Source organism: Joostella sp. CR20 (assembly GCF_038433465.1).
Classification (GTDB): domain Bacteria; phylum Bacteroidota; class Bacteroidia; order Flavobacteriales; family Flavobacteriaceae; genus Galbibacter.
On sequence record NZ_JAESVF010000002.1, the window covers coordinates 325972 to 351441 of the forward strand.

Genomic DNA, 25470 nt, shown 5'->3' on the forward strand with positions numbered 1-25470 from the left:
TCCTAAAGGTTTCATTTTAGTTGAAACTTTTAAGATAGCCTTTTTAATTGTTTATTTTATGCGAAAACAATTTTGGGTTTATCACTAACATTGCCCATCCCCAATTGTTTGTATTATCATGAGGTCTTCCGTCTTTTATCAAACTCATACTTTCTGAAGCAAACATATGAGAGTAACCTACTTTTAGCGTAGCAAACTTCATGAGTTTATGTGAGTATTGTAAATCGATTTCTGTTCCTAAATAGGCATCTGCATTATCTGAAAGATTACCATTTGCAGCAAAATAATGTATGGAAGTTAGAAGGTTTGCTTTTTCACTAGTTTTAAATACCACTTTTCCGTAGATGTCATTTAAACCAGCGCTGTTTGCATAGTTTCCAACATAAAAATAATCCATGAACCCGTTGTGCGCATGATTTGTTCCGTATAAAGGGAAAAACGATTTATCTGGAGTTTCACCTTGATCTGAGCCACTTAATATTTCAAAACCAACTGCAAATAATGTATTTTGTGGTTTGTAGCTACCTTCCAACATTAGTTCGTAGGCGTTTAAGTTTGTGTTAATCGGGTAAGCTTTTCCAAACTGATAATATGCACTACCAGAAATGTTTACGGTAGCTATTGGGAATTTAAAGTAACTTCCAACGGTGTGTGTATAGTATACACCATCGGCTTGATCATTTTCATCAAACTTTTGAAAACCAGTATTTAAAAACAAGAAACTAGCAGAAGCTTTTTCCCACGTTTTTTTAGCGTATAGATATTGCATGGTTTTATAGGTGAAAAAACCAGGAACATTGTAAGCTGTTCCTTCGTTTTGTTGACTTGTCTGGCTAAAGGCAAAACCAACATCTGTTATAAAAGAAGAGTTTTGGTATTTAATCAATGCTGCATCGTGAAATCGACCTTGCATCGCCCAATCTAAGCCACCAAAGATGCGTTCATTATCATAGGCTATACTTTGTCTTCCTAGTTTTGTAGACCAATTTTTACTGATTTTTAATTCCGCCCAAGCTTGAAATAATGAAAAAGAATCGTTTCCATCAATAGGAAGTATTTGCCGCGTATCTCCCCAAGTACTAACATCTTGCACGCTAAACATAACTTTTAACAATTCAGATTGATAATCAATATTTAGTCGAGATCGTTGTGTTACAAATGCTGCTGGATCTGCACCATCTGGGAATAGTGTACTATAACCGTGTCGGTACTCAAAACGCGGACGTAAATCGGCTGATACATCAATAGTTTGACTTTTTAATGTTGTTGTGAATCCAACAACGAGAAATAGATAGGTGTATATTTTTTTCATAACTAATAAATTTCACACTAATCTAAGTATAAATACTTAATAATTATATTTTTTATACGTATTTTTTTGTAGGATAGAAGAAAATTATCTGTAAGTTTGTTTAATACAAATACTAATCTTGATGATTTCTGTAGAAGAAGCACTCTCAAAAGTAATTCAACATACCAAACTTTTAGGTTCCGAAACGGTATTGGTAGCTAATGCGCTAGGGTTTTTTCTTGCAGAAGATGTATTTGCTCCTATAGATTTACCTCCATTTAGGCAGTCTGCTATGGATGGTTATGCCATTTCATTTTCAGAAACAAATACGTATAACGTTTTAGGTGAAATCCAAGCTGGCGATGCTGAATATTTTCAGCTGAAAAGGGCAGAAGCTGTCAAAATTTTTACGGGTGCTAGAGTTCCAGATACAGCAGATTTTGTAGTAATGATAGAACATGTTCAGGAAAAAGACGGAAAGATTTTTATTAATCAATTAAACAAATCAAAAACCAATATTAGAATTCCTGGAGAACTCATAAAAAAAGGAACACTTGCTTTACCCGAAGGAACATTACTAAACAGTGCTGCCTTGGCTTTTTTGAGTGGCTTAGGGATAGAAAAACTTCCAGTTTACAGTAAACCAAAAATTGCAGTGTTAGTAACGGGGAACGAAGTACAAACCCCAGGAACAGTACTAGAAACAGGGAAAATATATGATAGCAATTCAATCATGCTTGATACTTTACTGAAAAAAGCAGGAATAGCCGATGCTACTTTTTTTAAGGTAGATGACACTCTAGAAACCGCAAATAAAATTGTAAAACACGCACTTGATAATTACGATTTCCTCATTGCTTCTGGCGGAATTTCGGTGGGCGATTACGATTTAATGCAATCAGTTTTTGATCAAAATGGAGTGTCTGAGTTGTTTTATAAAATTAAGCAACGCCCAGGGAAACCTATTTACTTTGGAAAAAGAAACTATACATTGGTTTTTGGGTTGCCAGGAAATCCTGCCGCTTGTTTTATTAATTATCAAGTGTATGTGCTACCCGCCATTCAAAAAGCTTTAGGAAATAAATTCCCGAGACTTTATAAAAAAGCAATTCTAGAATCTTCACTAGTTAATGAAACCAATAAAAGTCTGTTTTTAAGGGCTGAAGTTAAGGGAGTTTCAGTAAAAATATTTGAAAATCAAAATTCAGCAATGCTTCAAAGTTTGGTAAATTCTAATGCGTTGGTGTATATTCCAGAAACGGTAAAAAAAATAGAAAAGGGAGAAGAAGTTTATTATCTAGATATTGTTCAGTAACTTTATAATCCGAATGCTTTTTTACACTATTTAAAAGATGAAGAAAAAGAAAAACGTATTTATTGAAGGCGCTATTTCGCCAGATTTTATAGCCAATTCCATAGCCAAACACCAGTCAAAACACACCATTGGAGCCCATAATATTTTTTTGGGGCAAATTCGTGCAGATGAGGTTGACGGAAAAAAAGTAGCCGCTATTGAATATTCTACGTATGAAGCAATGGCACTCGAAAAATTAGATGAAATTCGAGAAAGTGCTTTCGAGAAATTCAATCTTACTTGCATGCATATTTATCATAGTTTGGGGGTTGTAAATGCTGGAGAGATATGTTTTTTTGTTTTTGTTTCTTCGGAAAGGAGAAAGGAAGTTTATACTGCTACGGAAGCTATTGTAAACAGGATTAAAGAAGAAGTCCCGATTTTTGGAAAAGAGATTTTTGAAGATGAAACGCATCAATGGAAAGTAAATAGCTAGTATGAAAGATATTTCAAATGAAATAAAGACAGCGTGTATTTCTACTGCAGAAATTACTGTTGAACTCCATCAAGATTTAATTCCGTTGTACACAAAATTGGTGTTTGCTCAACTTCAAGTGGCTGCACAACTTGCTGTTAAAAATGCAGCTTCAATACTTTCTGAAGTGCACCCAAGTTTAATTGAAAGTATAGAAGTTACGGATGAATTGAATTCCGAAGTATTAAAAATTTCAGTAACGGTTAAGGCTACCCATAAAACAAATCTAGATGCCGAAGCTATGTTAGGCGCTTCAGTCGCTGCTATTTCTTTACAAAAAACATTGTCTTCAGTAGAAAAAGAAATCAATATAGGAGGGGTGAAAATCGTAAAGAGTAAAAGTGCTTTACACGGATTTAAAAGAATGTTTCCGTCGCAATTAAAAGCGGCAGTTATTGTTTGTTCGGATACTATTTCAGAAGGGAAAAAAGAAGATAAAGCAGGGAAAGCAATTATTGAAAAATTAAAAGAATCTTCAGTTGAAATAGCGCATTATGAAGTTATTCCAGATGAAAAAGATTTGATTGCTGAACGTGCTCTTACACTTTCAAAAACAAATAATTTATTAATTTATACTGGCGGTACCGGACTCTCGTTTAGAGATGTTACACCAGAAGCTTTGATCCCAATTTTAGACAGAAATATTCCAGGGATTGAAGAGGCTATTCGTAGTTACGGACAAGAGCGAATGCCTTTTGCGATGCTTTCTAGAAGCGTAGCCGGAACTATTGGAAATTGTTTGGTATTGGCACTGCCAGGGTCAACAAATGGAGCTCGGGAGTCGATGGATGCAATATTTCCGCATGTGCTTCATGTGTTTAAAATATTACGTGGCCAATCACATGATTAGCTAACTTCTTTTACTTGTGTTAGTTTTTTAAATGAAGATTTTGGAGCTTCACATAACGAGCAACAATAGCTTTCTGGAAGGTCTTCAAAAAGTGTATTTTCTGGAATGTTTTGTGTGGCATCGCCATAAGTGGCATCGTAAATTGTGAGACAATCGGTGCATTGAAAAACTTCTATTTCGATTTCTTTTTTGGCTTGAGTTTCTTTTTTAGAGACTTCTTTTTCGTCACCTAAAGTCTCAAAATACATTTTACTGAGTTCCATCAATAAACTCGGTAACTCTACTTTGTCAACATCTTGTACATGTGTAATGTATGTCAACGTATTTGGGTCGAAGTTTTTTGCATACAGCAAATTGTAAGTGTCTCTAATTTTAAAATCGCTTAAAGTTTCTGGTTGTTTATTTTTTTCAATTACAATGGATGTGAAGTAATAAGCTTTTTTGCTATAATCTGTAATTCCAAAAGTGAGGCCGTAGGTACTAATATCATTTTGATCGAAATTGCTAACCAAATATTTTTTTAATTTGAGCGCATCTTTATTTGCAACAGGAAGATGCCAATTGAGTTCTAACATCGAGTGGCGTACATTAATTCCTCTTTTTCCTAAGAGTTTTTCCCACTTTAATTTATATTCTGTTTGGATTCCCTTTACAATAAACGATTTCCAGGGTGTAATACAAATCTTACCAATTTTACATTCGGCACATAAATCGCACATGTCTTTTAAAAACTCTAAATCGTATTTGTTATTCCGCCAATACAGTCCTAACCAATATTTGTCAGAACCCATTTTGTTCATGCCTTCATAATATGGAAACGGATGAAACGGAATATCTAGCGGCTCATCTACGGTTCTGTTATTGGTATCGACAGCATCACTTACGAGTTCAAAAACTGTTGTTATTTCTTCGGGTTCTTCTTGTAAAATTTCTTCAATTGCCAACGATATTTTTGAAATATCCCAACTGTAAATAAGAGCAGGATACATCAATGTTTTTTCCCAATATGGCAATCGGACGTATAAATACCAATAGTCGTCGTGGGGAGATGCTATAAAATTTAGATGCCCTGTATAGAGCGGTACCAGACGTTGTTTGGGGTCGGTTATATTAATTTTCAATGAAGGATTGTACCTAAATTGTTCTAAAATATACAAATACCGGTCGCCCGTTAACCAGGATGTATTCGGGAAAATATCCGCAGAAACATATGAACTAACAATATTTTCGGTTCCTTTTTCATTTGGAGCAATCCATGCCAATTCATTAAAATAAGCATGGGCTTCAGCTGTAATTTTTTTTGAAAAAAGAATGTCCTGTCGGGAACCAAATGAAATTGTATCGAGTCCAGAATTTTCAGCAGCAACAGCAATCGATTTTAATTCTCCAGGAGACAAAACACCGCCTTTAATTATTAATCTATTTAACTCTTTTTTCATTTAGATTTTGTGTTAAGCTAAAACAGTTTTACTTTTTAATAATTCTCTAACTTCGGTTTTACAGCTTCCGCAACCTAGTCCAGCTCCCGTTTGTTTGCATAATTCGGTAAAATCGGTACAGCCATTATTTACAGCTTTTTCAATATTTCCAGCACCAACTTGACTGCAAGAACATACGAGTTTCCCGATAATAGGTTCGGTATTTGATGCGCCTCTTAATAAGGAATTCCGTTTATCAGAAAGTTCCATTTTTCCTTCAATCATTTCCTTAAATTCGGCAAATTCATTTTTATCGCCCATTAAAATTGCGCCAACCAAAAGGTCGTTTTTCACAATACATTTTTTGTAATAGCGCTTGCTCACATCAGTAAAAATAATTTCTTCGTAACTCGTATCATTTTCAGGGATGTTAATTTCTCCAATGCTACAAAGATTTAAATCGTTGAATTTTAAAATATTCATTAAAACCGAACCATTATAGCGGCTACTGATATCGCCAGCAATAAAGTTTGAAAGGATATTTGCTTGTTCTTCAGCCGCGGAAGTAATCCCGAACAATTGATTGTTAAACTGTGCAATTTCGCCAATTGCAAAAATTGAAGGTGTTGAACTTTGTAAATGTTGGTTAACTTTAATTCCTTTTCCGCAGTCAATACCAGCCTGTTTTGCAATTTCTATGTTTGGACGTGTACCGATGGCGTACACAATGGCATGCGCATTAAAGTTTTTACCACTTTTTAGGGTAATGGCTAACTCTCCCGTGTCTTCGTCGTCAAAAACCGTACTTACTTCATTATCAAAATAAATTTGCACGCCACGCTCTTGAACATCTAGCGCCAAGAGTTTGCTTGAAGTTTTATCCAACTGACGCTCCATTAATCGAGAAGAGCGTTGTACAATTGTAATTTTTACATTTTGATGCTTCAAAGCAGCTGCAAGTTCAAGCCCTAAGAGTCCGCCACCAACAATAACAACATGCTGTTCTTCAGGAGGAAGTTGGGTGTTTAGAAGATGTTTTTTAAACTTATCGGCATCACTTTTACTACGCATCGTAAATCTTCCAGGAAGTTCTATTTGCACATCGTTTGGAACAAAAGCGCGACTTCCAGTGGCTAGAATAAGTTTGTCGTACGTATGTTTGATTCCAAAGTTATCAATTACAAATTTTTCTTCTTTATTGATAGTTTGAATTGCAGTATTTCCAAAAAGTGATATTTTAAGTTTTTGTAGTTCTTTTTCTTTTATTTTCTGAAGTTGTTCCCACGAAAGTTCTTCAGTAATATATTCGGGGAGTAAAACACGATTGTAAAACGGATGAGGTTCTTGCGAGAATACACAAATTTCATCGGAAGTATTGTGCTCCCTATAATTTTGGATAAACCTAAAAGCAGCGGCTCCAGCGCCAACAACAATTATTTTTTCTGAATCTTTTTTATATTTTGAAACAGCTACAGCAGTAAATTTAAAGTCAGGTTCTTTTGATTGTGGGTCTATAATAGTATTGGTAAGATTGTTCGCCCTGTTTAAGTCGCTTTTTAAAATTTTCCCCCAATGCATCGGAATAAATACAACCCCTTCTCGTACATTATCTGTAACTTTTGCTCGAAGCCTTACCACTCCATTTTTACTTTTTATCTCAGTAACATCGCCATTTTTTATTCCGTAAACATAAGCATCAACAGGGTTAATTTCTAAAGTTGGGCTAGGATAGTGGGTGTGTAGACGCGCAACCTTTCCTGTTTTAGTCATTGTATGCCATTGGTCTCGAACTCTTCCAGTAGTTAAAATTAAAGGAAATTCACTATTCGGTTTAATAGAAGCATTTTCGACACTGTATGGCACATTAAAAATTGCTTTTTGCGATGGCGTGTAAAACTTTTTATCTTCAAATAGGCGTGTTGTTCCTTTATGTCGGTATTCGGGTACGGGCCATTGTATGGTTCCTTCGTTTTTTAAGCGGTCGTAATCTAGAAAAGAAATGTCAATATTTGTGTTTTTGGTCATTGCACAATATTCGCGGTAAATCTCTTCGGTAGTGTTGTAATTGAAGTTTTTAAACCCCATTCTATTTGCAAAGTCACATAAAATCTCAACATCTGGACGCGCTTCTCCAGGGGCGTTTATTGTTTTTGGGAGGTACGAAATACGTCTTTCAGAATTGGTCATCGTTCCTTCTTTTTCCAACCAACCCGCAGCTGGTAAAAGGAGGTCTGCCATTTTTGTAGTATCCGATTTATGTGAAATATCTTGAACCACTACAAACTTTGCATTTTTTAGAGCTTTTTCAACGCGACGAGCATTTGGCAAACTTACCAACGGATTTGTGCAAACTATCCAAATGGCTTTAAGTTTACCGCTTTCAAGTGCTTCAAACATTTCAGTCGCAGTATATCCTGGTTTCCCTGAAATTGAATGTACGCCCCAAAATTGAGCTACTTCTTTTCGGTGTTCTTCATTAAACAGGTTTTTATGAACGGCAAGTAAATTTGCCATTCCACCAACTTCGCGGCCTCCCATGGCATTTGGCTGACCAGTAAGTGAGAAAGGTCCGGAGCCGGGTTTTCCAATTTGACCCGTAATAAGCGATAAATTCAGCAGAGAAAAATTTTTATCGGTACCAACAACACTTTGATTAAGCCCCATGGCCCACATACTAATAAACCCTTTGGAAAGGCCTATCATATCGGCTGCTTTTTTGATGTCGTTTTCTGAAACACCACAAGTTTTGGCTGCTTTTTTAATTGAAGTAGCTAAGATTTGTTCTTTGTATTTCTGAAAATTTTCAGTGTGTTCTTTTATAAAATTGTAATCGATGAGTCCACGTTCCAACAAGCGCCTTCCAATAGCATTATGAAGTACAACATCGGTACCTGGGATGAGTTGTAAATGAAGATCGGCAAAGTTAGCAGAATCCGTTTTGCGAGGATCGATTACTATTATTTTTACATTTGGATTTTGTTCTTTGTGTTTTTCAATTCTTCTGAAAAGAATAGGGTGGCACCACGCAGGATTAGCTCCAGAAATTAAAAAACAGTCTGCCAACTCAATGTCTTCGTAAGCAATAGGAACGGAATCTTCTCCAAAAGTTTTTTTATAACCTACAACCGCCGAGCTCATACACAATCGTGAATTGGTATCGATATTGTTTGTGCCTAAAAATCCTTTTGTAAGCTTGTTCGCAATATAATATTCCTCGGTTAAGCATTGTCCAGAAACATAAAAACCAACACTGTCTGGTCCGTGTTTTTTGATAATAGATTTAAAAACGGCAGCAGCTCTATCCATAGCGTCGTTCCATGACACACGCTCTCTAGGATGCGATTTGCTCCAACGCATTTCAGGAAAAAGAATTCTGTCGGAAGTATCGTTTGCCACATAGTGAAGATTCATCCCTTTAGAGCATAACATTCCTTTGTTAACTGGATGATCTTTGTCGCCCTCAACATGAACTTTGTTCTGAGCGTCTTTGGTAACGACAATTCCGCAGCCAACACCACAATATGAGCAGGTTGTTTTTACTTTTTCTTTCAGCATGAAGCTTCGTTTTTCAGTAAAATAATAATTAGGTTTTCTTTAATTTCAGTTGTATAAATTCAATTTCCGATATTTTTTTCTGATAAAAAATAGGGAGTACAAATTATTGAGGATATACTAATTTAGTGCGGTTTAGATTCTTAAATTAAGAATTTAAACCGATAAAGTTTATCCATTTACAGTTGCGAATTCTGCCGCTGTTTGATGAATTTCTTTTTTAGCAACTCTTTCATCTTGTGCAGAAAACTTAATTGCCAAGGCACAAATTCCGGTAACAATTACCAAAGCGCCAATCATTAAATATCCGCTAGAAACAGCCGATGCAGCAGCTTCAGATTGAGCAGCTTTTATGAGCGCTTCTCCCATACCTTGATGCTCTTCGATTGCTATTTTTTCAGCAACGGCCGACTTAGATTTTAATAGAATTGCCGCCAGAAAAGCTCCTACATTTCCGCCTGCGCCAACAACTCCAGAAATAGCTCCGATAGCCTTTTTGTTGATAAAAGGAACCACAGAAAAAGTTGCTCCTTCTGCCATTTGTACCGATAAGCTAAAGGCGACTAAAAATATAATACCTGCAATTAAACTTGTCATGGTTGAAAACACAGAAAGCATGATGCCTTCTACGGTTAAGATGGCTACTAAAAATAGTACGCGTCCTCGTAAGCCTTTTGTTTTTCCGAAGTAATCTCCAAAAAAACCTCCAAGTGTACGAGCAAAAATATTCATCAAAGCAAACGATAAAACGATGTTTCCTGCTGTAATTCGTTCTAATTTAAAAGTGTTTTGTAAATAGTCGTCCATTGTACCATACACTGTTAGTTCAATTCCGAAGCATGCAGCATATACAATGAATAAAATCCAAACACGATAGTCTTTAATAGCTTCTAAAAAACCAACTTCATCTTTTTTAGCATTCGGTACTTTCTTCCCTTTTTCTTTAAGCTCTTTTATGTTTCCTTCGGGTGTATCTTGCGTGAAAAAATAATACACAATTCCCATAGCAAAACAAATCGAACCAGCAATTATCATAGCGTAGCGCCAAGCATCTGTTTCTGCAACTCCAAAGCTAACAACGGCTGCAGCGATAAGTGGCATCCCTAATCGGTTTGCACCACCACCTAAATTTCCCCAACCTGCAGAAGTGGCATTTGCTGTCCCCACAATATTGGAAGCAAACATTAAAGAGGTGTGTACTTGTGTGATTACGAAGGATGCACCAATGAACCCGATTAAAAATCTACACACTAAAAACTGTGTTGGTGTTTGTGCTAAACCGCTTAATATTACGGGGATTGATCCTAATGTTAAGAGCCAAGTGTAACATAACCTCGGGCCGTATTTATCACAGAGTTTTCCGATAAGGAGACGCGCAAATACTGTTCCTGTAACTGCCAGGATTACGGCATTCCATTTTTGGTTTGGTGTTAACCCAAGTTCTCTAACAACGTCGGGCATAAAAGGTACAATTCCAAACCATGAAAAGAAGCACATAAAAAATGCAATGGAGGATATCCAAAAGGTGCGGATTGGAATACTTTTTAAATCTGTTAAATTTAATTTGGTTGCTTTTGTGGTGACTACTGTTTTCATAATACTTAAATTTTGTTTTATAAAAATAAGTATTAATACGTAAAAATGTAAAAATTAAAATAAGTATTTTGTGAGAATTATGATATTTTAAGTTTTATAGAATTAAAAATGAGAAGTTTGTAATTTATAGTATTGAAAATGAATATTTTATAAAATACGTTAGATAATGAGTGTTTGATTTTTTGATTGAAATACGTATTTCGATTTACAATTAAAGAAGATTATATTGATTTGCTTTGTTGGCGAGCTCCATTTGGTTTTTTACATCTAGTTTTTTCATGAGGTTAAACCGATGAACTTCTGCTGTTCGCTTACTTATTTTTAGTTCTTCGGCAATTTCTTTGTTACTTAGACCTTTTAATACGTATTGTAGAATTTGTTTTTCTCGTTTGGTAAGGTTGAAATCATTAGAGGGTGGTGGAGTATTGTGTTGATTTTCTTTTGGCGTACCATTCACAAAATTGTTAATTATGATAGAAGAAACATCTCCGGTGAAGTATTTACCGCCGTCTGCGACAGTGTGTAGAGCCTTTATGAATTCCTCCTTACTAGAACCTTTTAATAAGTAACCATCGGCGCCTGCTTGAATCGACTGAACTACGTATTCTTCGGAATCGTGCATTGATAAGACTAATGTCTTTACTTCTGGAGTTGATTTTTTTAATTGTTTTACAACTTCAATTCCATTCATTTCTGGCATTCTGATATCTACAACCAATAAATCTGGTTTGTTGGTTGCTATTATTTTTAGTGCTTCAACACCGTTGGAAGCTTCATCGATAACGTTTATAGATTTGTCGTCTTCTAATAAAGATTTGATTCCATCTCTAACCAACACATGGTCGTCTGCCAAAATGATATTAATTTGCTCCATAGTATTTTTTAATCGAATGCTAAGTACGAAAGTACGAAATAATACTTAATTTAAATCTTTGAAGAAGAGTTGTAGTTTTTTGTGTAAAATCACAAAGGAATATTCATTGTAATTCGCGTTCCTTCGCCAGGAGTAGAACTCATAAAAATACGCCCATTTATATAGTTTATGCGTTCTTTCATGAAGGTAAGTCCCATACCGCCATCTCCATTTTCTCGAGGTTTTAATTTTTGAATATCAAAACCTTTTCCGTTGTCGTCTACAGTAATACTAAGTAGCTTTTCACTATGAGAAATAGTGATGATAATATGGGTAGAATCGGCATATTTTATAGCATTATTTACGGCTTCCTGTGTAATTCGATAACAGTTTATTTCTTTCAAAGCATCCATCCGTTCGTTAAACATTGTTTTGTTGATTAAAACAATATTTTTACCAGTAAACTTAGATAATTCCTGTGTCAGTTTTGTTAGAGCAGGTACAATGCCGTGATCGGTTAACTCCGGTGGAGTTAAATTAAATGTAGCAGTTCGAACACCTTTAATAATGTTGGATGTGAGTTCTTTTAAATACTCAATTTTTTCGGTTGTTTTCTCGATGTTTTTTACGTCAATACTTTCAATATTAAACTTTAAACCGGTAAGCATTTGCCCAATTCCATCGTGAATATCTTTTGCAATACGGTTTTGTTCTTGCTCTTGATTTTCAATAATTTTTGCTGAAAGTGTTTTTTGCTGACTGATTTTTGCCTCAAACTGATCTTTGGTAAGTTGTTCTATTTGAAGTTTTGCTTTTTTACGTTCGGTTATATCAAAACAGATGAGTAACAGTTCTTCTTTTTGTTCTCCTGAATGATACGGAATAATCGACATTTCCAACCAAATAGTATCACCACTAGCTAAAGTTCCTTTTATTTCGCCTTGCCACCCTGTGTTTTGGTTGTTCAAGATGAGCGATTCGATATGTTCTTGCTCTTTTTTATCGGTAGAAATTACCTCAGAAAACTTAGTGGAACTATTAAAACTTCTGTAATTAAGTCTGCTTAAAAATTTATTTCCTAAATGAATTAAATGCCCATCTACAGTGACTCTAGCAAATAAAAGGGTTTGCTCCATTGCCAAACTCAACGCTTTTAATTGTTTAACAGACTTTTCTTTTGCCTGACTTAACTCGTCGGCGTTGAAAGCCATTTCTTTTGCTTTTTCTTCAGAAACTAATAAGTCTTTAATTGTTTGTTTTGTGCGTTTTGCTGCGGGCCAAAATATCAGTAAAAATTCGGCTAATAAAATGGCGAGCGTCACGATGAGTAATATGGTTTCTAGCTGCTGAAGTTTTTCAACTTTTTGCGTAGCTTCTGTATCGTATTGATTTACGATACGGTCCATTATTGTTAAAAATTGCTGTTCTTGAACTCTTAAGTTTAAAACTTCATTTTCAAAATTAAGAGTTGTACTTGAGGTGTTTAAAATGTTTTTTACTGAAGATTGAATGTTTGTAAACGAAGGTTGTAACTCTTCAAACATGCGTTGAATTGCCGCTGAGTTGTCTCCGTTTATTTGTAAACTATCATTGCCATTTAGCAGGGCTTTATGCGAAGTTTCCCACATTTGAAGCGTATGCTTTATACTATCTGAAAGATTTGTTCTGTACGAATCTTCTGTAGTAGCAGTAAACAATAAAACTTCTTTAGTAAGTTTCTGACTTAGCATTCGTTGGCGTCCAGCAATATTGATGGTTTTGGCATCGTCTTGTTGGTCGCTTAAATATTTTCGCACTAATATTTGACTGACGATTACTGCAATTGCAATAGCGCTTAATGCTATAATGTACAGTTTTCGGAGTTTGTTAAAAGTATTTTGGTCTAACGAGGTGACCTTTGTGCTCATAATAATTTAAGCTAGTGCTTGTTTGATAAGTGATAAACTTTTATCCTTTAGCGGTAATTTTAATGCAGCTTGCTGTCCTTCTTCCGACATTTTACCCCAAGTTTTTTGTAGGATATCAATAATTTTTTCGTCGGAATGTTTTTCAGCAAAATCTTCAAAATAATACTGAAGAAATACCAAGCATACTACATCTTCAAGTGTTTGTGTTTCTTCATCTTTTTTGAGTAATTTCTTCTTAATTAAAAAAGAAACTCTATCTGAAAACTCATCACTATATCCTACTTCTTTTAAAATTGTAGCCGTAGTTTCAGCATGCATATTTTTAAGTTCTTCTCTCCATTTTAAGTATCCAACTCGGTCCATAGGGTAGGAGTCTCTACTTATTTTCCAACGTTCAATATGTTGTGCTCTGGCAGCTATTTGTAATTCTTCACTGGCATTTGGAGCGAAAGATAACAAGGTTTCTGTCATGCGCTTTGCATAGAGCAATTCCTTAGGGAAATCTTCTCCTTGGTAAGTTTCAATATTTGGGTCTTGAGCGTTTGCACGATCTATTTTTTCAATAGCTTGTTTAAAATTGGGTTGGCTCATAAATTTATGTGTTAATCTGAAAAGCCAATATACACATTTTCATTTTCAATTTTAACAGGATATGTAGCTATTTTATAGTCGTCGCCATTTAAACTTTCGCCATTTTCTAAGGAGAATGTCTTTTTGTGAAGCGGACAAGCAACTTTTGGAATACCGCTTGCATCGCCAATCATTCCTCGAGAAAGTACCATTTCCATTTTATGCGGACATAGATTTTGGCAGGCGTACCAAGTGGCTTTTCGCGTAAAATTATACACCGCTATTTGTTTGGTTTTGTACTTTATACACGCGCCTCCATTCTCTGGGAAATCGTTTATATTTCCTGCTTTAAACCAATGTATAACTTTGTTTTGTGTAACCGATTGATAGTGTTGAAGTAGTTGTTCCATAATTTTATTATTGAGAGATTAGTCTTGTTGTGGTTAAGTTTTTTTCAGTTTGCAGTTGACAGAATTAACACAACTAACTTTCTGCCAACTGATAAAACTGATCACTGTATACTATTATACCCAAGCTTTTGGCATTTTTTGATCTCGAAGCGGGACATATTCAATAGTATCATCGCGTTCGTTGGAGTTGACAAAGTGCTTAAAACGCTTCATCATTTCTGGATTTTCAATGGCTTGTTTCCATTCGCATTCATATTTATTAACCAAACCTTGCATTTCTTTTTCTAAGTCTTCAGCAATTCCTAAAGAGTCTTCAATTATTACTTTTTTAAGATATTCAATTCCTCCATCGAGCTTTTCAAGCCAAGGAGCTGTTCGAGTAAGTGGCGCGGCTGTGCGGATGTAATACATCAAAAATCTATCTAAATATTTTACACAAGTTTCGTCATCCAACTGTTCTGCCAATAAAATGGCGTGTTTTGGTGTTGCGCCTCCATTTCCGCAGACATATAAGTTCCAACCTCCGTCAACGGCAATCAATCCAAAGTCTTTACCTCTAGCTTCTGCACATTCTCGAATGCATCCAGAAACACCACCTTTGAGTTTGTGAGGAGAGCGTAATCCACGGTATCTGTTTTCAATTTCAATAGCAAACGAAACGCTTTCGTGCATTCCGTATCTACACCATGTAGATCCTACGCAACTTTTCACGGTTCTCAATGATTTTCCATAGGCGTGTCCGCTTTCAAATCCTGCATCAATTAATTCTTTCCAAATAAGTGGAAGTTCGTGTAATTCGGCACCAAATAAATCGATGCGTTGCCCCCCTGTAATTTTGGTATAGAGGTCGTATTTTTGAGCTACTTTTCCTAAAACCATTAATTTTTCAGGTGAAATTTCTCCGCCAGCAACTCTTGGAACGATAGAGTAGGTTCCGTTACGTTGAATGTTTGCTAAAAACCGATCGTTTGAGTCTTGTATGGTTACTTGTTTGTTGGCAGTTTCCATGTAAATACTCGCAAATAATGATGCTAGAGCGGGTTTGCAAGTTTCGCAACCATCGCCTTTTCCAAATAAATTTAAGGCGTCGTCGTAGGTTTTTACTTTATTTATTTTAATAAGATCGTAGAGTTCTTGTCGATTGTATGCAAAGTGTTCGCAAAGCGTTTCTTTTACTTCTTTTCCAAGAGATTTTAAAGTTTCGTTTACCAAGTCGACAACCATAGGTTTACAACCTCCGCATCCGCTTGTAGCTTTGGTGGCCTTGATAACATCTAATAAAGAACAACAACTTTCGTCTTTAATCTTTCCGCAGATACTTCCTTTTGTAACACTTTCACAGGAACAAATTTGTGCGGTGTCGGGAAAGTCCATTACGCTACCAATTGATGAATTTTCGCCACCACGAGCCCCAAGAATTAAATCTTCGGGATTTTCAGGAAGCTTCATTTCGTTTATATATAATTGGAATAAAGTGTTGTATTCTGATGCGTCTCCTACCAAAATTCCACCTAAGAGTTTTGTACCGTCTTTACTTACATTGATACGTTTGTATATTCCTTTATGTTTGTTTTCAAATGAAATAACAGAAACGGTTTCGTTTTCGATAAACGGATCGCCAAAACTGGCAACTTCGGTACCGATTAATTTTAATTGTGTAGACATATCTATGGATGACGTCATGGTAGTATCGCCACCAGTAATTTGTTCGACTGCTACATTTGCCATGTCATATCCAGGAGCCACCAAACCATAGATTCCATTGTTATAAAGCGCTACTTCACCAATTGCAAATACACTTTCTGCTGAAGTTTGCATTTTGTTGTTAACCCAAATACCACCGCGTTCACCTACTTTGATTCCTGCATCTCTAGCCAATTCATCTCTTGGGCGTATCCCTGCGGAAATAATTAACATGTCTACTTGTAAAGAAGTTTGGTCGTTAAATTGCATTGCTTCAATACCGTTTTCTCCTACAATTTCTGAAGTAGCTTTTTCCAAATGAACTTTAATATCCATTTGCTCAATTTTACTTTTTAATAAATTACTCGCTGGTAAATCTAGTTGTCTTGGCATGAGGCGTGGTGCAAACTCAACTACATGCGTTTCCATACCTAATTCTTTTGCCGCATTTGCAGCTTCCAACCCTAATAAACCACCACCCAATACTGCTGCTTGTGTTTTTCCTTCAGCTTTTAATTTAGATGCATACGCCTTCATCGCGTCCAAGTCTTCTAAAGTTCTGTACACAAATACGCCCGATTTTTCTACACCTTTTATTGGTGGGATAAAAGGAGAAGATCCCGTAGCAATAACTAAGTAATCGTAGGTGTACGTACTGTTTTTATACGTAGTTATTTCTTTTTTTTGAGTGTCTATATTTGAAATTAAAGCAGAAGTGTGAAGCGTAATATCATTTTCAGCATACCAATTACTAGGTGCTAGTAATAGTTCGTTAGCCGATTTTTCTCCGAAGTATTCACTAAGATGTACTCTGTCGTATGCAGGTCTAGGTTCTTCTCCAAATACTTCAATGGAAAATTCATTTCTGTTTGCTTTGTTTACGAGCTTTTCGCAAAATTTAAAGCCTACCATTCCGTTTCCTATTACTATAATTTTTTTCATAACTACGTAAGTTTAATTCAAATATAAGTAAAAATACTTAATTTTAATATACGTAGTGTACTTATTTGGATTTTGATCTTAATTTTTGAGAATTCAAAAAATATTGGGGTTGTAAAATTGTATATCTATAATTTTGAGAGGATTGAAATAAATATATCCGCATTTTCTAAAATTAGAACAATGCGGATATACGTAAGTTTGAGGAAACTTAATAAAAGTTATTTTGCAATTCTTGGTTTAAAACATAAACCCTAAACCTGCAGAAAATACAGAGTTATGGATGTCGGTATCTTCTACAATTTCAGACAATCCGTAAGAATATCTAGCCTGTAAAAAGAGTCCGTTGTTAAATTTATACTCTGCACCACCAGTTAATTGAAAATCGATATCGTTTATTTGGTCGGTGTCAAAATCTCCTGCATCGTCGGTTGGTTGAAAGTCGATCTCTTCATTTACTTTAAAACCTACCTGCGGACCAGCATGTAAGTTAAAACCTTCTGCTAAATAAACTTTTGCTAAAAGTGGTACTTGAATGTAATCAACTTGAAACTCGGCATCTTCGTCATTCAAATCAAATCCTTGCCCTGAATAGAATACCTCTGGTTGTAACGAAAAACGTTCGCTTAAAGGAGCTTCCGCCACAAGACCTGCATAGAAACTTGTTCTATGATCTGGACTATCGATATCGTCTCCTGCTACACTTGCAAAGTTTAAACCTCCACGTGCACCTAGTTGAAATTTATCTGACCAAGATTGTGCATGTGCTACTGTTCCTACAAATAAAATTGCTATGATTAAAATGTGTTTTTTCATGATTGAATAGTTTTAATTATTTAATTTTTATTGGTTTGTAGTCCAAAATTAGGGAGCTTAACTATTCAAAATTGTTAACCTAATTATAACTGTTTTTTAAACTTTACTAAATAAATATAGATTATAAGCTATGATTTTTAGTCTTTTATTTCTTGTTTTGTAGGCTGAAAGTATTGCTTGTTAAATGGTTTAGACTTTATTTTAAACAGAAAAATTTTCTATTGTGTAGTTTCTAAATTTTAGGATAACTTTAATTTTCTACTTTTTTATCCCTTATTTTGTGGAGGTAAATCTGTTTTAAAAGAATATTGAAATGTGGAATTTAAATAAAGTTTGTAGTGTTTTTGTTTTGCTGATAATACTTTCGGCATGTAAAGAAGCATCTAAACAATCAGAAGTAATATCAAAAAAAGATACGTTGGCAATTGCTTCTGATGTAGAAAATGTAATTGTAGATACGCTCCAAATTCCTTCCGCAGAAAAAAAACAAATTCCACCATTAGCATCGCTTCCAGATACTACGTTTGTTAGATTGGCAGATTATAGTAACGATTTTGTTTATGAAATGAAATATGCCACAGACGATAACTTTTTAAAAGCACAGGTTTACGATTGTGGCGAGTGTTATGTTCGTGCAGTAACCGCCAAAGGTTTGATAAAAGCCAACACTGCATTTATGGAAAAGGGCTACCGAATTAAATTTTTTGATTGCTATCGTCCGCATGATGTACAAAAGAAAATGTGGAAAATTGTTCCTAATCCAACCTATGTTGCCAATCCTGCAAAAGGGTCGATACATAATAAAGGTGGCGCAGTAGATATTACGTTAACAACTTTAGACGGCACTGAATTGGATATGGGAACTGCGTTTGATTTCTTCGGAAGAAAAGCCCGCCATGCATATACCGATTTACCACAGGAAGTTTTGGATAACCGCAAGTTGTTGAAAACTACAATGGAGTCTTTTGGTTTTGGAGCGATAACCTCAGAGTGGTGGCATTATAACTACAAACCGACATTAAATTATAAAGTGGCGAACTTTACTTGGGATTGTGATTAATTATATTTTAAACCTTAGCTTTTACTTTTTAATAGTTTTTTCATTTTTGTCTTGACACAAAAACGAAACAAAAAGGTCAAGACTGATTAAAAAAGTATCAAAAAATCTACGGAACCATCCTCCACAGATAAAAAGAACTCGCTTTGCTCAGACAGCTTTTTATCTTCTGCCCATACTGCTTCCTCGATTTTTAAAACTTTCTTAAGTAGGTCGTTCGAAAAATCTTGTTTTTCATTTTATAATAATTACTGAAAATCAATCTGCCTTTTAGAGCCTACCTTTGTTGGCCGATAAGCGGAGTCGAGAGCACTACACTAATTGTTTATGATAGAAACAATATGGCATGCTACAATGGCAGCAGTCTCGGTGCGCAACCTATTGTTGCTTAAACTTACTGGAGTATATCCATTATCAAGAGCAGTTTGGATTTCGCTTACAGAAAAATCGCCTTCTGGACCAATAAGGATAATAGCAGGAGTATTTGGTTTAATACTTGTTTTTAAAACCTGTTTTTCTTGTTCTTCGCAATGTGCAATAAACAATTGATCGCTTTTACTTTCTTTTATAAAATCATTAAAACTTACAGCCTCATTAAGTTTAGGAGCATAGCAGTTTAAAGATTGCTTCATAGCCGACTGTAATATTTTTTCGTAGCGCTCTGGCTTGATCGTTTTCCTTTCTGAATGGTCGCAAAATATCGGGGTAATTTCGTCAATACCAATTTCGGTGGCTTTTTCTAAAAACCACTCATAGCGATCGTTCATTTTAGTTGGTGCAACAGCCATGTGTAAGGAGTAGCTTTTGCGAGGCTTTTGTGTAGCATTTACAATATTTACCATACAGTTTTTTTGGTCGGCATTAATAATTTCAGATTCAAAAAGCCAACCTTTTCCGTTGGTAATATGCAGAATGTCTCCTTCTTTTTTACGTAAAACTTTACTAATGTGTTTACTTTCTTCTTTATCAAAAGTAAATTGTTGCGCGTTGTTTTCTAGTTTTGGTGCGTAAAAAAGTTGCATGGATTTTTAGTAAAAGTTTAAAAGTTAAAATTCGAAATATATACTAAATGAAGTCTTTAAATTACAGTGCGAATCTTGCTTTAGCAGTAATTGTTTGATCTGTAAATTCTTCATTTAAAAATTTGTAATAACCTACAATTCCAATCATAGCCGCATTGTCGGTAGTGTATTCAAATTTTGGAATATAAGTTGTCCATCCAAAGCGTTGTTCGCCTTCTTTCAGGGTTTTTCTAATTCCAGAATTTGCCGAAACACCACCCCCAATAGCCACTTGCTTGATACCAGTTTCTTTGCTCGCCTTTTTTATTTTATCCATTAAAATATTAATAATGGTATGCTGAATGGAAGCACAGATATCGTTTAAGTTTTCTTCTATAAAATTAGGGTTTTCTTTAAGTTGCTTCTGAATAAAATACAAAACAGAAGTTTTAAACCCACTGAAGCTGAAGTTTAAACCATCAACTTTAGGCTTCGGAAATTTAAACGCTTTTGGATTTCCTAATTGCGCATATTTGTCGATTAAAGGTCCGCCAGGGTAGGGAAGTCCTAATATTTTAGCCGATTTATCAAAAGCCTCACCAACAGCATCGTCAATAGTTTCGCCGATAACTTCCATATCAAAATGGCTTTTTACATTTACAATTTGCGTATGGCCACCACTTATGGTAACTGCCAAAAAAGGAAACGTAGGTTTTGGTGTATTGGGCTCGTCAATAAAATGTGCCAAAATATGCGCTTGCATGTGGTTCACCTCAATAAGCGGAATGTTAAGACCCAACGCCAAAGATTTGGCAAACGAAGTTCCTACAAGTAACGACCCCATTAAACCTGGGCCACGAGTAAAAGCTATGGCAGCTAATTGTTTTTTATCGATATTTGCCTTGCTCAAAGCTTGATGCACCACAGGTACAATATTTTGTTGATGCGCTCTGGAGGCCAACTCCGGAACAACACCACCATATTCTTCATGAATTTTTTGGCTAGCAACAACATTGCTCAATACCTTGTCGTTGTATAAAACAGCCGCCGATGTATCGTCGCAAGAAGATTCTATCGCTAGTATGTAAACATCTTGAGTATTCATGCTATATTTGAACTGAAATTTAAAAACAAAGGTAAAACATAAAAGCCTATCAAAAAACTCAGAAAAATATTAATTAGAGTATTGCTCGTTCTCATCTTAATTTTGGTGTTGGCGAGTATTTTTCTGTCGTTACCTTTTGTTCAAACTTCTATTGCTAAGCGAGCCACCAATTATTTAAACGAAACCTTTAACACGCATATTTTTGTTGATGGTATTCATTTTATGCCTTTTCTGGGCGATGTAAATATTAAAGGTGTTTATATTGAAGATTACAAGCAAGACACATTGGTGTATATTAATAAGCTTAACACTTCGATTTTAAGCTTGCGACATGTTATTCAAGGCGATTTAGAATTTGGCGATATCGATGCTGATGAATTGTTTCTGAATTTAAAAATTCACAAAGGCGAAGACGATACCAATTTAAACGTTTTTGTCGATAAGTTAGATAGTGGCGAAGGCGACCCTGAGAATCCGTTTTTAATGACATCATCTCATATTTCGGTAAACCGAAGTGAGTTTAGATTGATTGACGAAAACAAAGAAACTCCGCTTATTGTTGGCTTGGAAGACCTTCATATCGAAGCAGATTATTTTAAAATTTTAGGGCCAAAAGTAGATGTAGGCGTAGAACAACTCGATTTTACAACCAAAAAAGGGGTAGTTGTAAATCAGTTAAAAACAGATTTTTCGTACACCAAAAGTCAAATGCGATTGGACAGCTTGTCTATTACAACGCCAGAATCGTATATAAAAGGGAATATTATTTTTGATTATGAAATTGAAGATTTTAAAGACTTTTTAAACAAAGTGAATGTGAGTGGAAATTTTATAGATTCTCACGTAGCTTTAGATGAAATTAACCTGTATTTTAATGAGTTTGGTAGAGGAAGAAAAGTAGAACTTTCTTCTGATTTTGAAGGTGTTTTAAACACGCTTGCCATGAATAATTTAAAAATGACGTCTGAAAATACGTTGATTGACGGCGATTTTGTTTTTAATAATTTATTCGAAAAAGCAAAACCTTTCAGTATCGATGCGCATATAAACAATGTATCGTCCAACTACTACCAACTTACCAATTTGTTGCCTGGAATTTTAGGAAATGCATTGCCGTCGTCTTTTAGTAGATTTGGACAATTATCGGTTTTTGGAAACATGCGAATTACCGAGCATTCGGTTTATGCAAAAGTTAATTTAATTTCGGATATCGGGAAGGGATATTCCGATTTAACCTTAACAGAAGTAAACGATATCGATAATGCCTCATATGAAGGAATCCTTTCGTTGCAAGACTTCGATTTAGGAATTTTTCTAGAAGATGCTTCACTTGGAAACACCAATTTAGATGTTCGCGTAGATGGGCAAGGTTTCAAACAAGAGTCGTTAAATACCGAAATTATAGGCGAAATTTTCAGTGTAAATTACAACGGTTACGAATATAAAAACCTCAAAGTTTCTGGGATTTTAAAAGACCAACTTTTTGATGGTTCGGTAACTTCCAAAGACCCAAATTTTGATGTTGCATTTAAAGGGTTGGCAGACCTTTCGAGAGATACTAATGAGTTTAAATTTGTAGCTTCAGTAAATCATATCGATTTAAACAGATTAAACTTTGTAAGTCGCGATAGTATTTCGGTTTTTAAAGGAAATATTGTTGCCGATATGACAGGGAATAATATTTACGATTTGGCTGGAGAAATAAGTTTTTATAAAACCAATTACACCAATCAAAACGATAGTTATTATTTTGATGATTTTACGATAACGTCAGAATTTAAAGGGGAAGAACGTATTATTTCTGTCAATTCTCCAGATATCATTACAGGAAGTTTAAAAGGAAAATACCGCGTTCGGGAGCTCGGCAATCTGGTTAAAAATTCAGTAGGAAGTATTTATACCAACTACAAGCCAGTGGCAATTACAGAAGGGCAATATGTAGACTTCAATTTTAAAATTTACAATAAAATAGTAGAAGTGTTTTTTCCGAAGATAGAGTTTGGAAGTAATACTTTTATAAAGGGAAGTATTGTTGCAGATGAAGGCGATTTTAAACTGAATTTTAATTCGCCTAAAATTAATGCCAACGGAAATATTTTTGACAATATTCAGGTGCAAATCGACAATAAAAACCCTTTGTATAATACCTATGTTGAGGTGCAAAATATCGAGTCGAATATTTATGATGTAAGTGAGTTTTCATTAATCAACACCAAAATAAACGACACTTTGTTTTTTAGAACAGAGTTTAAAGGCGGGAATGAGTTTAATGATATTTACAATCTTAATTTTTACCACACTTTCAACAACAAACAAGAGTCTGTTATAGGTTTAAAACGTTCGGAACTTGGATTTAAAGGACGAAATTGGATTGTAAACGAAAACAATAATACCGATAATAAAGTAAGTTTTAGCAAGGCGCTTGATACCATCAACATCAGTAAGGTGGTGATGAATTATCAAGATGAGCAAATAAGTTTAGAAGGGACGTTGCGCGACAGTACTTATAAAGATATCGACTTGCAATTTGAAAAAGTTACGCTCGATAAAATCATTCCAGATATTGATAGTTTAAAACTCGATGGAGTTGTAGATGGGTATTTAAATATTTTACAGCGAAACCAAAATTATACGCCATCATCCAACGTGAAAATATCCAATTTTGCGGTGAACGATTTACCGTTAGGAAATCTCTTTCTTTCTATTCTCGGGAACGATAACCTTACGCAATATGCAGTTAATGCTAAAATTGTAAATAACGATACGGAGTCGTTGAATATTTTAGGTGATATTAATGCTACGGAAAACGGCACACAATTAAACTTACGTGGGCATTTAGAAAACCTTAATTTAAAAGCACTGAGTCCGCTTGGAGGGGATGTTATTAGTAATATGCGAGGACTGGCTTCGGGCGATTTTAAACTGTCTGGAGGCTTGTCGAACCCCGAAATGAATGGAGGTTTGCAAATAAGTGACGGCGGACTTAAAATTCCGTATTTAAATATTGACCTCGATTTTGATAAACTAGCAGAAGTTTCGCTCGAAGGGCGTTCGTTTAAATTTGATGATATTCAAATCACAGACACGCAGTACAAAACCAAAGCCAACTTAAATGGTTCTATAACCTACGACCATTTTGAAGATTGGTACCTCGATTTATATCTCGATACAAAAGGAGAGCGTTTCTTGGTTTTAAATACCAAAATGGAAGAAGAATCTTTATACTACGGTACAGGATTCATTAGTGGGAATGCTCAAATCTACGGACTTACTAACGAAACTATCAATATCGATGTAAATGCCAAAACCGAAAAAGGAACCACTTTTGTAATTCCTGTGAGTGATATTACAGAAATTGGTGACACTTCGATTATCAATTTTATCGATAAAGACGAAACAAAAGAAGAAGAAGACCAAAAACGTTTGGCGGAAGTAAGTGGTGTAGAGATGCAATTTGAACTTGATGTTACTCCAGATGCCGAGATCGAAATAATTATCGACCCAAAAACTCGAAGCACTTTAAGAGGTACGGGAGCAGGAAATTTATTGATTGAGATTAACACCAACGGAAAGTTTAGAATGTATGGTGATTTTATTACCTACACAGGTGAGTATTTGTTTAAATACGGAGGTTTAATTAATAAGCGTTTTGTGGTGCAACCTGGAGGAACTATCAATTGGGAGGGAGACCCGTTGGATGATGTAGATATGAATATTTCTGCTAAATATTCGCTGTACGCAAACCCAGCAATTTTATTAGAAAACAGTTTGCTCACTCGTAAAATTGAAACCGATGTAATTATTATGTTGCAAGGGCAATTAATGCAACCAACTCTAGATTACGAAATTAACTTTCCATCGGCAAATGCGGTTATTAATGCAGAACTTCAATACCGTTTAGACGATAACTCTAAACGTGAGTTACAAGCATTTTCATTGCTTTCGCAAGGTGTGTTTTTAAATGAATTTAGTATCAATCAAACTGCGGTTACAGGAAACTTAGCACAAACGGCTTCAAGTTTATTCAATCAAGTGTTAAACGCTGGCGATGGTAAGTTTGATGTGGGCGTCTCATACGATATCGGTGAGAAAAACCCTGAACTCGACTTTGTTTCCGAAGATAGATTGGGTGTAACTGTTTCCACACAAATAAGTGAACGTATTTTAATTAACGGAAAAATTGGAGTTCCCGTAGGTGGTGTTACTGAAACAGTAGTTGCGGGTGATGTTGAGGTGCAAATTCTTTTAAATGAAGAAGGAAGCTTAATTGCACGTATATTTAATAGAGAAGACCAAATTCAGCAGTTTTTTGCACAACAGCAAGGTTATACGCAAGGACTTGGAATATCGTATCAAGTGGAGTTTGATACTTTTAGAGAACTGATGCGCAAGATTTTTGAAGGAAATCCAAATAAAAACAACCAACCGAAACCTACCGAGCAACAATCCGAAGAAGATGAGGAGAGCATGGGGAATGGGTTGGTAAACTTCAAGTTTAAAAAGCGTAAGGAATCTTCATAATTCCCGACCAAAGTTTCAGTATAATTTACGTAATACTACATTTGTTTTCGACGGATGTTTATACATTCTCAT

General features: G+C 35.2%; 17 protein-coding genes. 5 read left to right on the plus strand and 12 right to left on the minus strand.

Features of this window, described 5'->3' with window-relative positions; all coding sequences use genetic code 11:
• Positions 1-43 precede the first annotated feature (43 nt).
• Entirely contained in the window at positions 44-1312 is a 1269-nt protein-coding gene (locus tag JMA43_RS05580) for an alginate export family protein (protein ID WP_342155400.1), read from the minus strand.
• Between the two features lie 121 nt (positions 1313-1433).
• Between JMA43_RS05580 and JMA43_RS05585 the strand changes: the two genes are divergently transcribed.
• From JMA43_RS05585 to JMA43_RS05595, 3 genes are read left to right on the plus strand one after another with little or no spacing between them, the layout of a single operon-like run.
• Positions 1434-2606 carry a molybdopterin molybdotransferase MoeA gene (locus JMA43_RS05585; RefSeq protein WP_342155401.1) on the plus strand — a complete coding sequence of 391 codons (1173 nt, stop codon included), beginning with the start codon at positions 1434-1436 and terminating at the stop codon, positions 2604-2606.
• Between the two features lie 37 nt (positions 2607-2643).
• Positions 2644-3081 carry a molybdenum cofactor biosynthesis protein MoaE gene (locus JMA43_RS05590; RefSeq protein ID WP_342155403.1) on the plus strand — a complete coding sequence of 146 codons (438 nt, stop codon included), beginning with the start codon at positions 2644-2646 and terminating at the stop codon, positions 3079-3081.
• A 1-nt stretch (position 3082) separates the two neighbouring features.
• Positions 3083-3970: a molybdenum cofactor synthesis domain-containing protein gene (locus JMA43_RS05595; RefSeq protein WP_342155404.1), complete on the plus strand. Its 888-nt coding sequence runs from the start codon at positions 3083-3085 to the stop codon at positions 3968-3970.
• Here the strand turns inward: JMA43_RS05595 and JMA43_RS05600 are convergent.
• From JMA43_RS05600 to JMA43_RS05640, 9 genes are all read right to left on the minus strand, one after another.
• On the minus strand, positions 3967-5409 hold the full coding sequence (locus JMA43_RS05600; protein ID WP_342155405.1) for a rubredoxin: 1443 nt from the start codon (positions 5407-5409) through the stop codon (positions 3967-3969). The two genes, JMA43_RS05595 and JMA43_RS05600, sit on opposite strands and share 4 nt — an antisense overlap.
• Positions 5410-5421: 12 nt before the next feature.
• Positions 5422-8943 (minus strand): molybdopterin-dependent oxidoreductase, encoded by a 3522-nt coding sequence (locus JMA43_RS05605; protein ID WP_342155406.1) that lies wholly within the window; start codon positions 8941-8943, stop codon positions 5422-5424.
• Between the two features lie 168 nt (positions 8944-9111).
• The gene (locus JMA43_RS05610) at positions 9112-10536 is read right to left on the minus strand and encodes an MFS transporter (protein ID WP_342155407.1); all 1425 of its coding nucleotides are present in this window, start codon (positions 10534-10536) and stop codon (positions 9112-9114) included.
• Positions 10537-10747: 211 nt separating this feature from the next.
• Positions 10748-11410 (minus strand): response regulator transcription factor, encoded by a 663-nt coding sequence (locus tag JMA43_RS05615; protein ID WP_342155408.1) that lies wholly within the window; start codon positions 11408-11410, stop codon positions 10748-10750.
• A gap of 89 nt (positions 11411-11499) precedes the next feature.
• Positions 11500-13296: a sensor histidine kinase gene (locus JMA43_RS05620; protein ID WP_342155409.1), complete on the minus strand. Its 1797-nt coding sequence runs from the start codon at positions 13294-13296 to the stop codon at positions 11500-11502.
• A gap of 6 nt (positions 13297-13302) precedes the next feature.
• On the minus strand, positions 13303-13887 hold the full coding sequence (locus tag JMA43_RS05625) for a DUF4202 domain-containing protein (protein ID WP_342155410.1): 585 nt from the start codon (positions 13885-13887) through the stop codon (positions 13303-13305).
• An 11-nt stretch (positions 13888-13898) separates the two neighbouring features.
• A complete protein-coding gene (gene nirD, locus JMA43_RS05630) occupies positions 13899-14276 on the minus strand; it encodes a nitrite reductase small subunit NirD (protein ID WP_342155412.1) in 378 nt (125 codons plus the stop codon).
• A gap of 114 nt (positions 14277-14390) precedes the next feature.
• Positions 14391-16901: a nitrite reductase large subunit NirB gene (gene nirB / locus JMA43_RS05635; protein WP_342155414.1), complete on the minus strand. Its 2511-nt coding sequence runs from the start codon at positions 16899-16901 to the stop codon at positions 14391-14393.
• Positions 16902-17138: 237 nt separating this feature from the next.
• Positions 17139-17714, minus strand: coding sequence for a porin family protein (locus JMA43_RS05640; RefSeq protein ID WP_342155415.1), 576 nt, complete (start codon positions 17712-17714; stop codon positions 17139-17141).
• A 313-nt stretch (positions 17715-18027) separates the two neighbouring features.
• Between JMA43_RS05640 and JMA43_RS05645 the strand changes: the two genes are divergently transcribed.
• Entirely contained in the window at positions 18028-18774 is a 747-nt protein-coding gene (locus JMA43_RS05645; protein ID WP_342155416.1) for a M15 family metallopeptidase, read from the plus strand.
• A gap of 314 nt (positions 18775-19088) precedes the next feature.
• Here JMA43_RS05645 and JMA43_RS05650 read toward each other — a convergent pair whose 3' ends face one another.
• Together JMA43_RS05650 and tsaD are read right to left on the minus strand one after the other, a co-directional pair.
• Positions 19089-19793, minus strand: coding sequence for a 16S rRNA (uracil(1498)-N(3))-methyltransferase (locus JMA43_RS05650; protein ID WP_342155417.1), 705 nt, complete (start codon positions 19791-19793; stop codon positions 19089-19091).
• 61 nt (positions 19794-19854) lie between these two features.
• A complete protein-coding gene (gene tsaD / locus JMA43_RS05655; RefSeq protein WP_342155419.1) occupies positions 19855-20877 on the minus strand; it encodes a tRNA (adenosine(37)-N6)-threonylcarbamoyltransferase complex transferase subunit TsaD in 1023 nt (340 codons plus the stop codon).
• A gap of 81 nt (positions 20878-20958) precedes the next feature.
• Between tsaD and JMA43_RS05660 the strand changes: the two genes are divergently transcribed.
• Positions 20959-25398 (plus strand): translocation/assembly module TamB domain-containing protein, encoded by a 4440-nt coding sequence (locus tag JMA43_RS05660; protein ID WP_342155421.1) that lies wholly within the window; start codon positions 20959-20961, stop codon positions 25396-25398.
• The last annotated feature ends 72 nt before the right edge of the window (positions 25399-25470 follow it).

What these genes read in the sequence shown, in the direction of transcription:
- nirD (WP_342155412.1), bottom strand. Translation starts at nt 14,276, where the DNA reads ATGGAACAACTACTTCAACACTATCAATCGGTTACACAAAACAAAGTT.
- nirB (WP_342155414.1), bottom strand. Translation starts at nt 16,901, where the DNA reads ATGAAAAAAATTATAGTAATAGGAAACGGAATGGTAGGCTTTAAATTT.
- JMA43_RS05605 (WP_342155406.1), bottom strand. Translation starts at nt 8,943, where the DNA reads ATGCTGAAAGAAAAAGTAAAAACAACCTGCTCATATTGTGGTGTTGGC.
- JMA43_RS05580 (WP_342155400.1), bottom strand. Translation starts at nt 1,312, where the DNA reads ATGAAAAAAATATACACCTATCTATTTCTCGTTGTTGGATTCACAACA.
- JMA43_RS05610 (WP_342155407.1), bottom strand. Translation starts at nt 10,536, where the DNA reads ATGAAAACAGTAGTCACCACAAAAGCAACCAAATTAAATTTAACAGAT.
- tsaD (WP_342155419.1), bottom strand. Translation starts at nt 20,877, where the DNA reads ATGAATACTCAAGATGTTTACATACTAGCGATAGAATCTTCTTGCGAC.
- JMA43_RS05620 (WP_342155409.1), bottom strand. Translation starts at nt 13,296, where the DNA reads ATGAGCACAAAGGTCACCTCGTTAGACCAAAATACTTTTAACAAACTC.
- JMA43_RS05640 (WP_342155415.1), bottom strand. Translation starts at nt 17,714, where the DNA reads ATGAAAAAACACATTTTAATCATAGCAATTTTATTTGTAGGAACAGTA.
- JMA43_RS05650 (WP_342155417.1), bottom strand. Translation starts at nt 19,793, where the DNA reads ATGCAACTTTTTTACGCACCAAAACTAGAAAACAACGCGCAACAATTT.
- JMA43_RS05595 (WP_342155404.1), top strand. Translation starts at nt 3,083, where the DNA reads ATGAAAGATATTTCAAATGAAATAAAGACAGCGTGTATTTCTACTGCA.
- JMA43_RS05585 (WP_342155401.1), top strand. Translation starts at nt 1,434, where the DNA reads ATGATTTCTGTAGAAGAAGCACTCTCAAAAGTAATTCAACATACCAAA.
- JMA43_RS05645 (WP_342155416.1), top strand. Translation starts at nt 18,028, where the DNA reads ATGTGGAATTTAAATAAAGTTTGTAGTGTTTTTGTTTTGCTGATAATA.
- JMA43_RS05590 (WP_342155403.1), top strand. Translation starts at nt 2,644, where the DNA reads ATGAAGAAAAAGAAAAACGTATTTATTGAAGGCGCTATTTCGCCAGAT.
- JMA43_RS05600 (WP_342155405.1), bottom strand. Translation starts at nt 5,409, where the DNA reads ATGAAAAAAGAGTTAAATAGATTAATAATTAAAGGCGGTGTTTTGTCT.
- JMA43_RS05625 (WP_342155410.1), bottom strand. Translation starts at nt 13,887, where the DNA reads ATGAGCCAACCCAATTTTAAACAAGCTATTGAAAAAATAGATCGTGCA.
- JMA43_RS05615 (WP_342155408.1), bottom strand. Translation starts at nt 11,410, where the DNA reads ATGGAGCAAATTAATATCATTTTGGCAGACGACCATGTGTTGGTTAGA.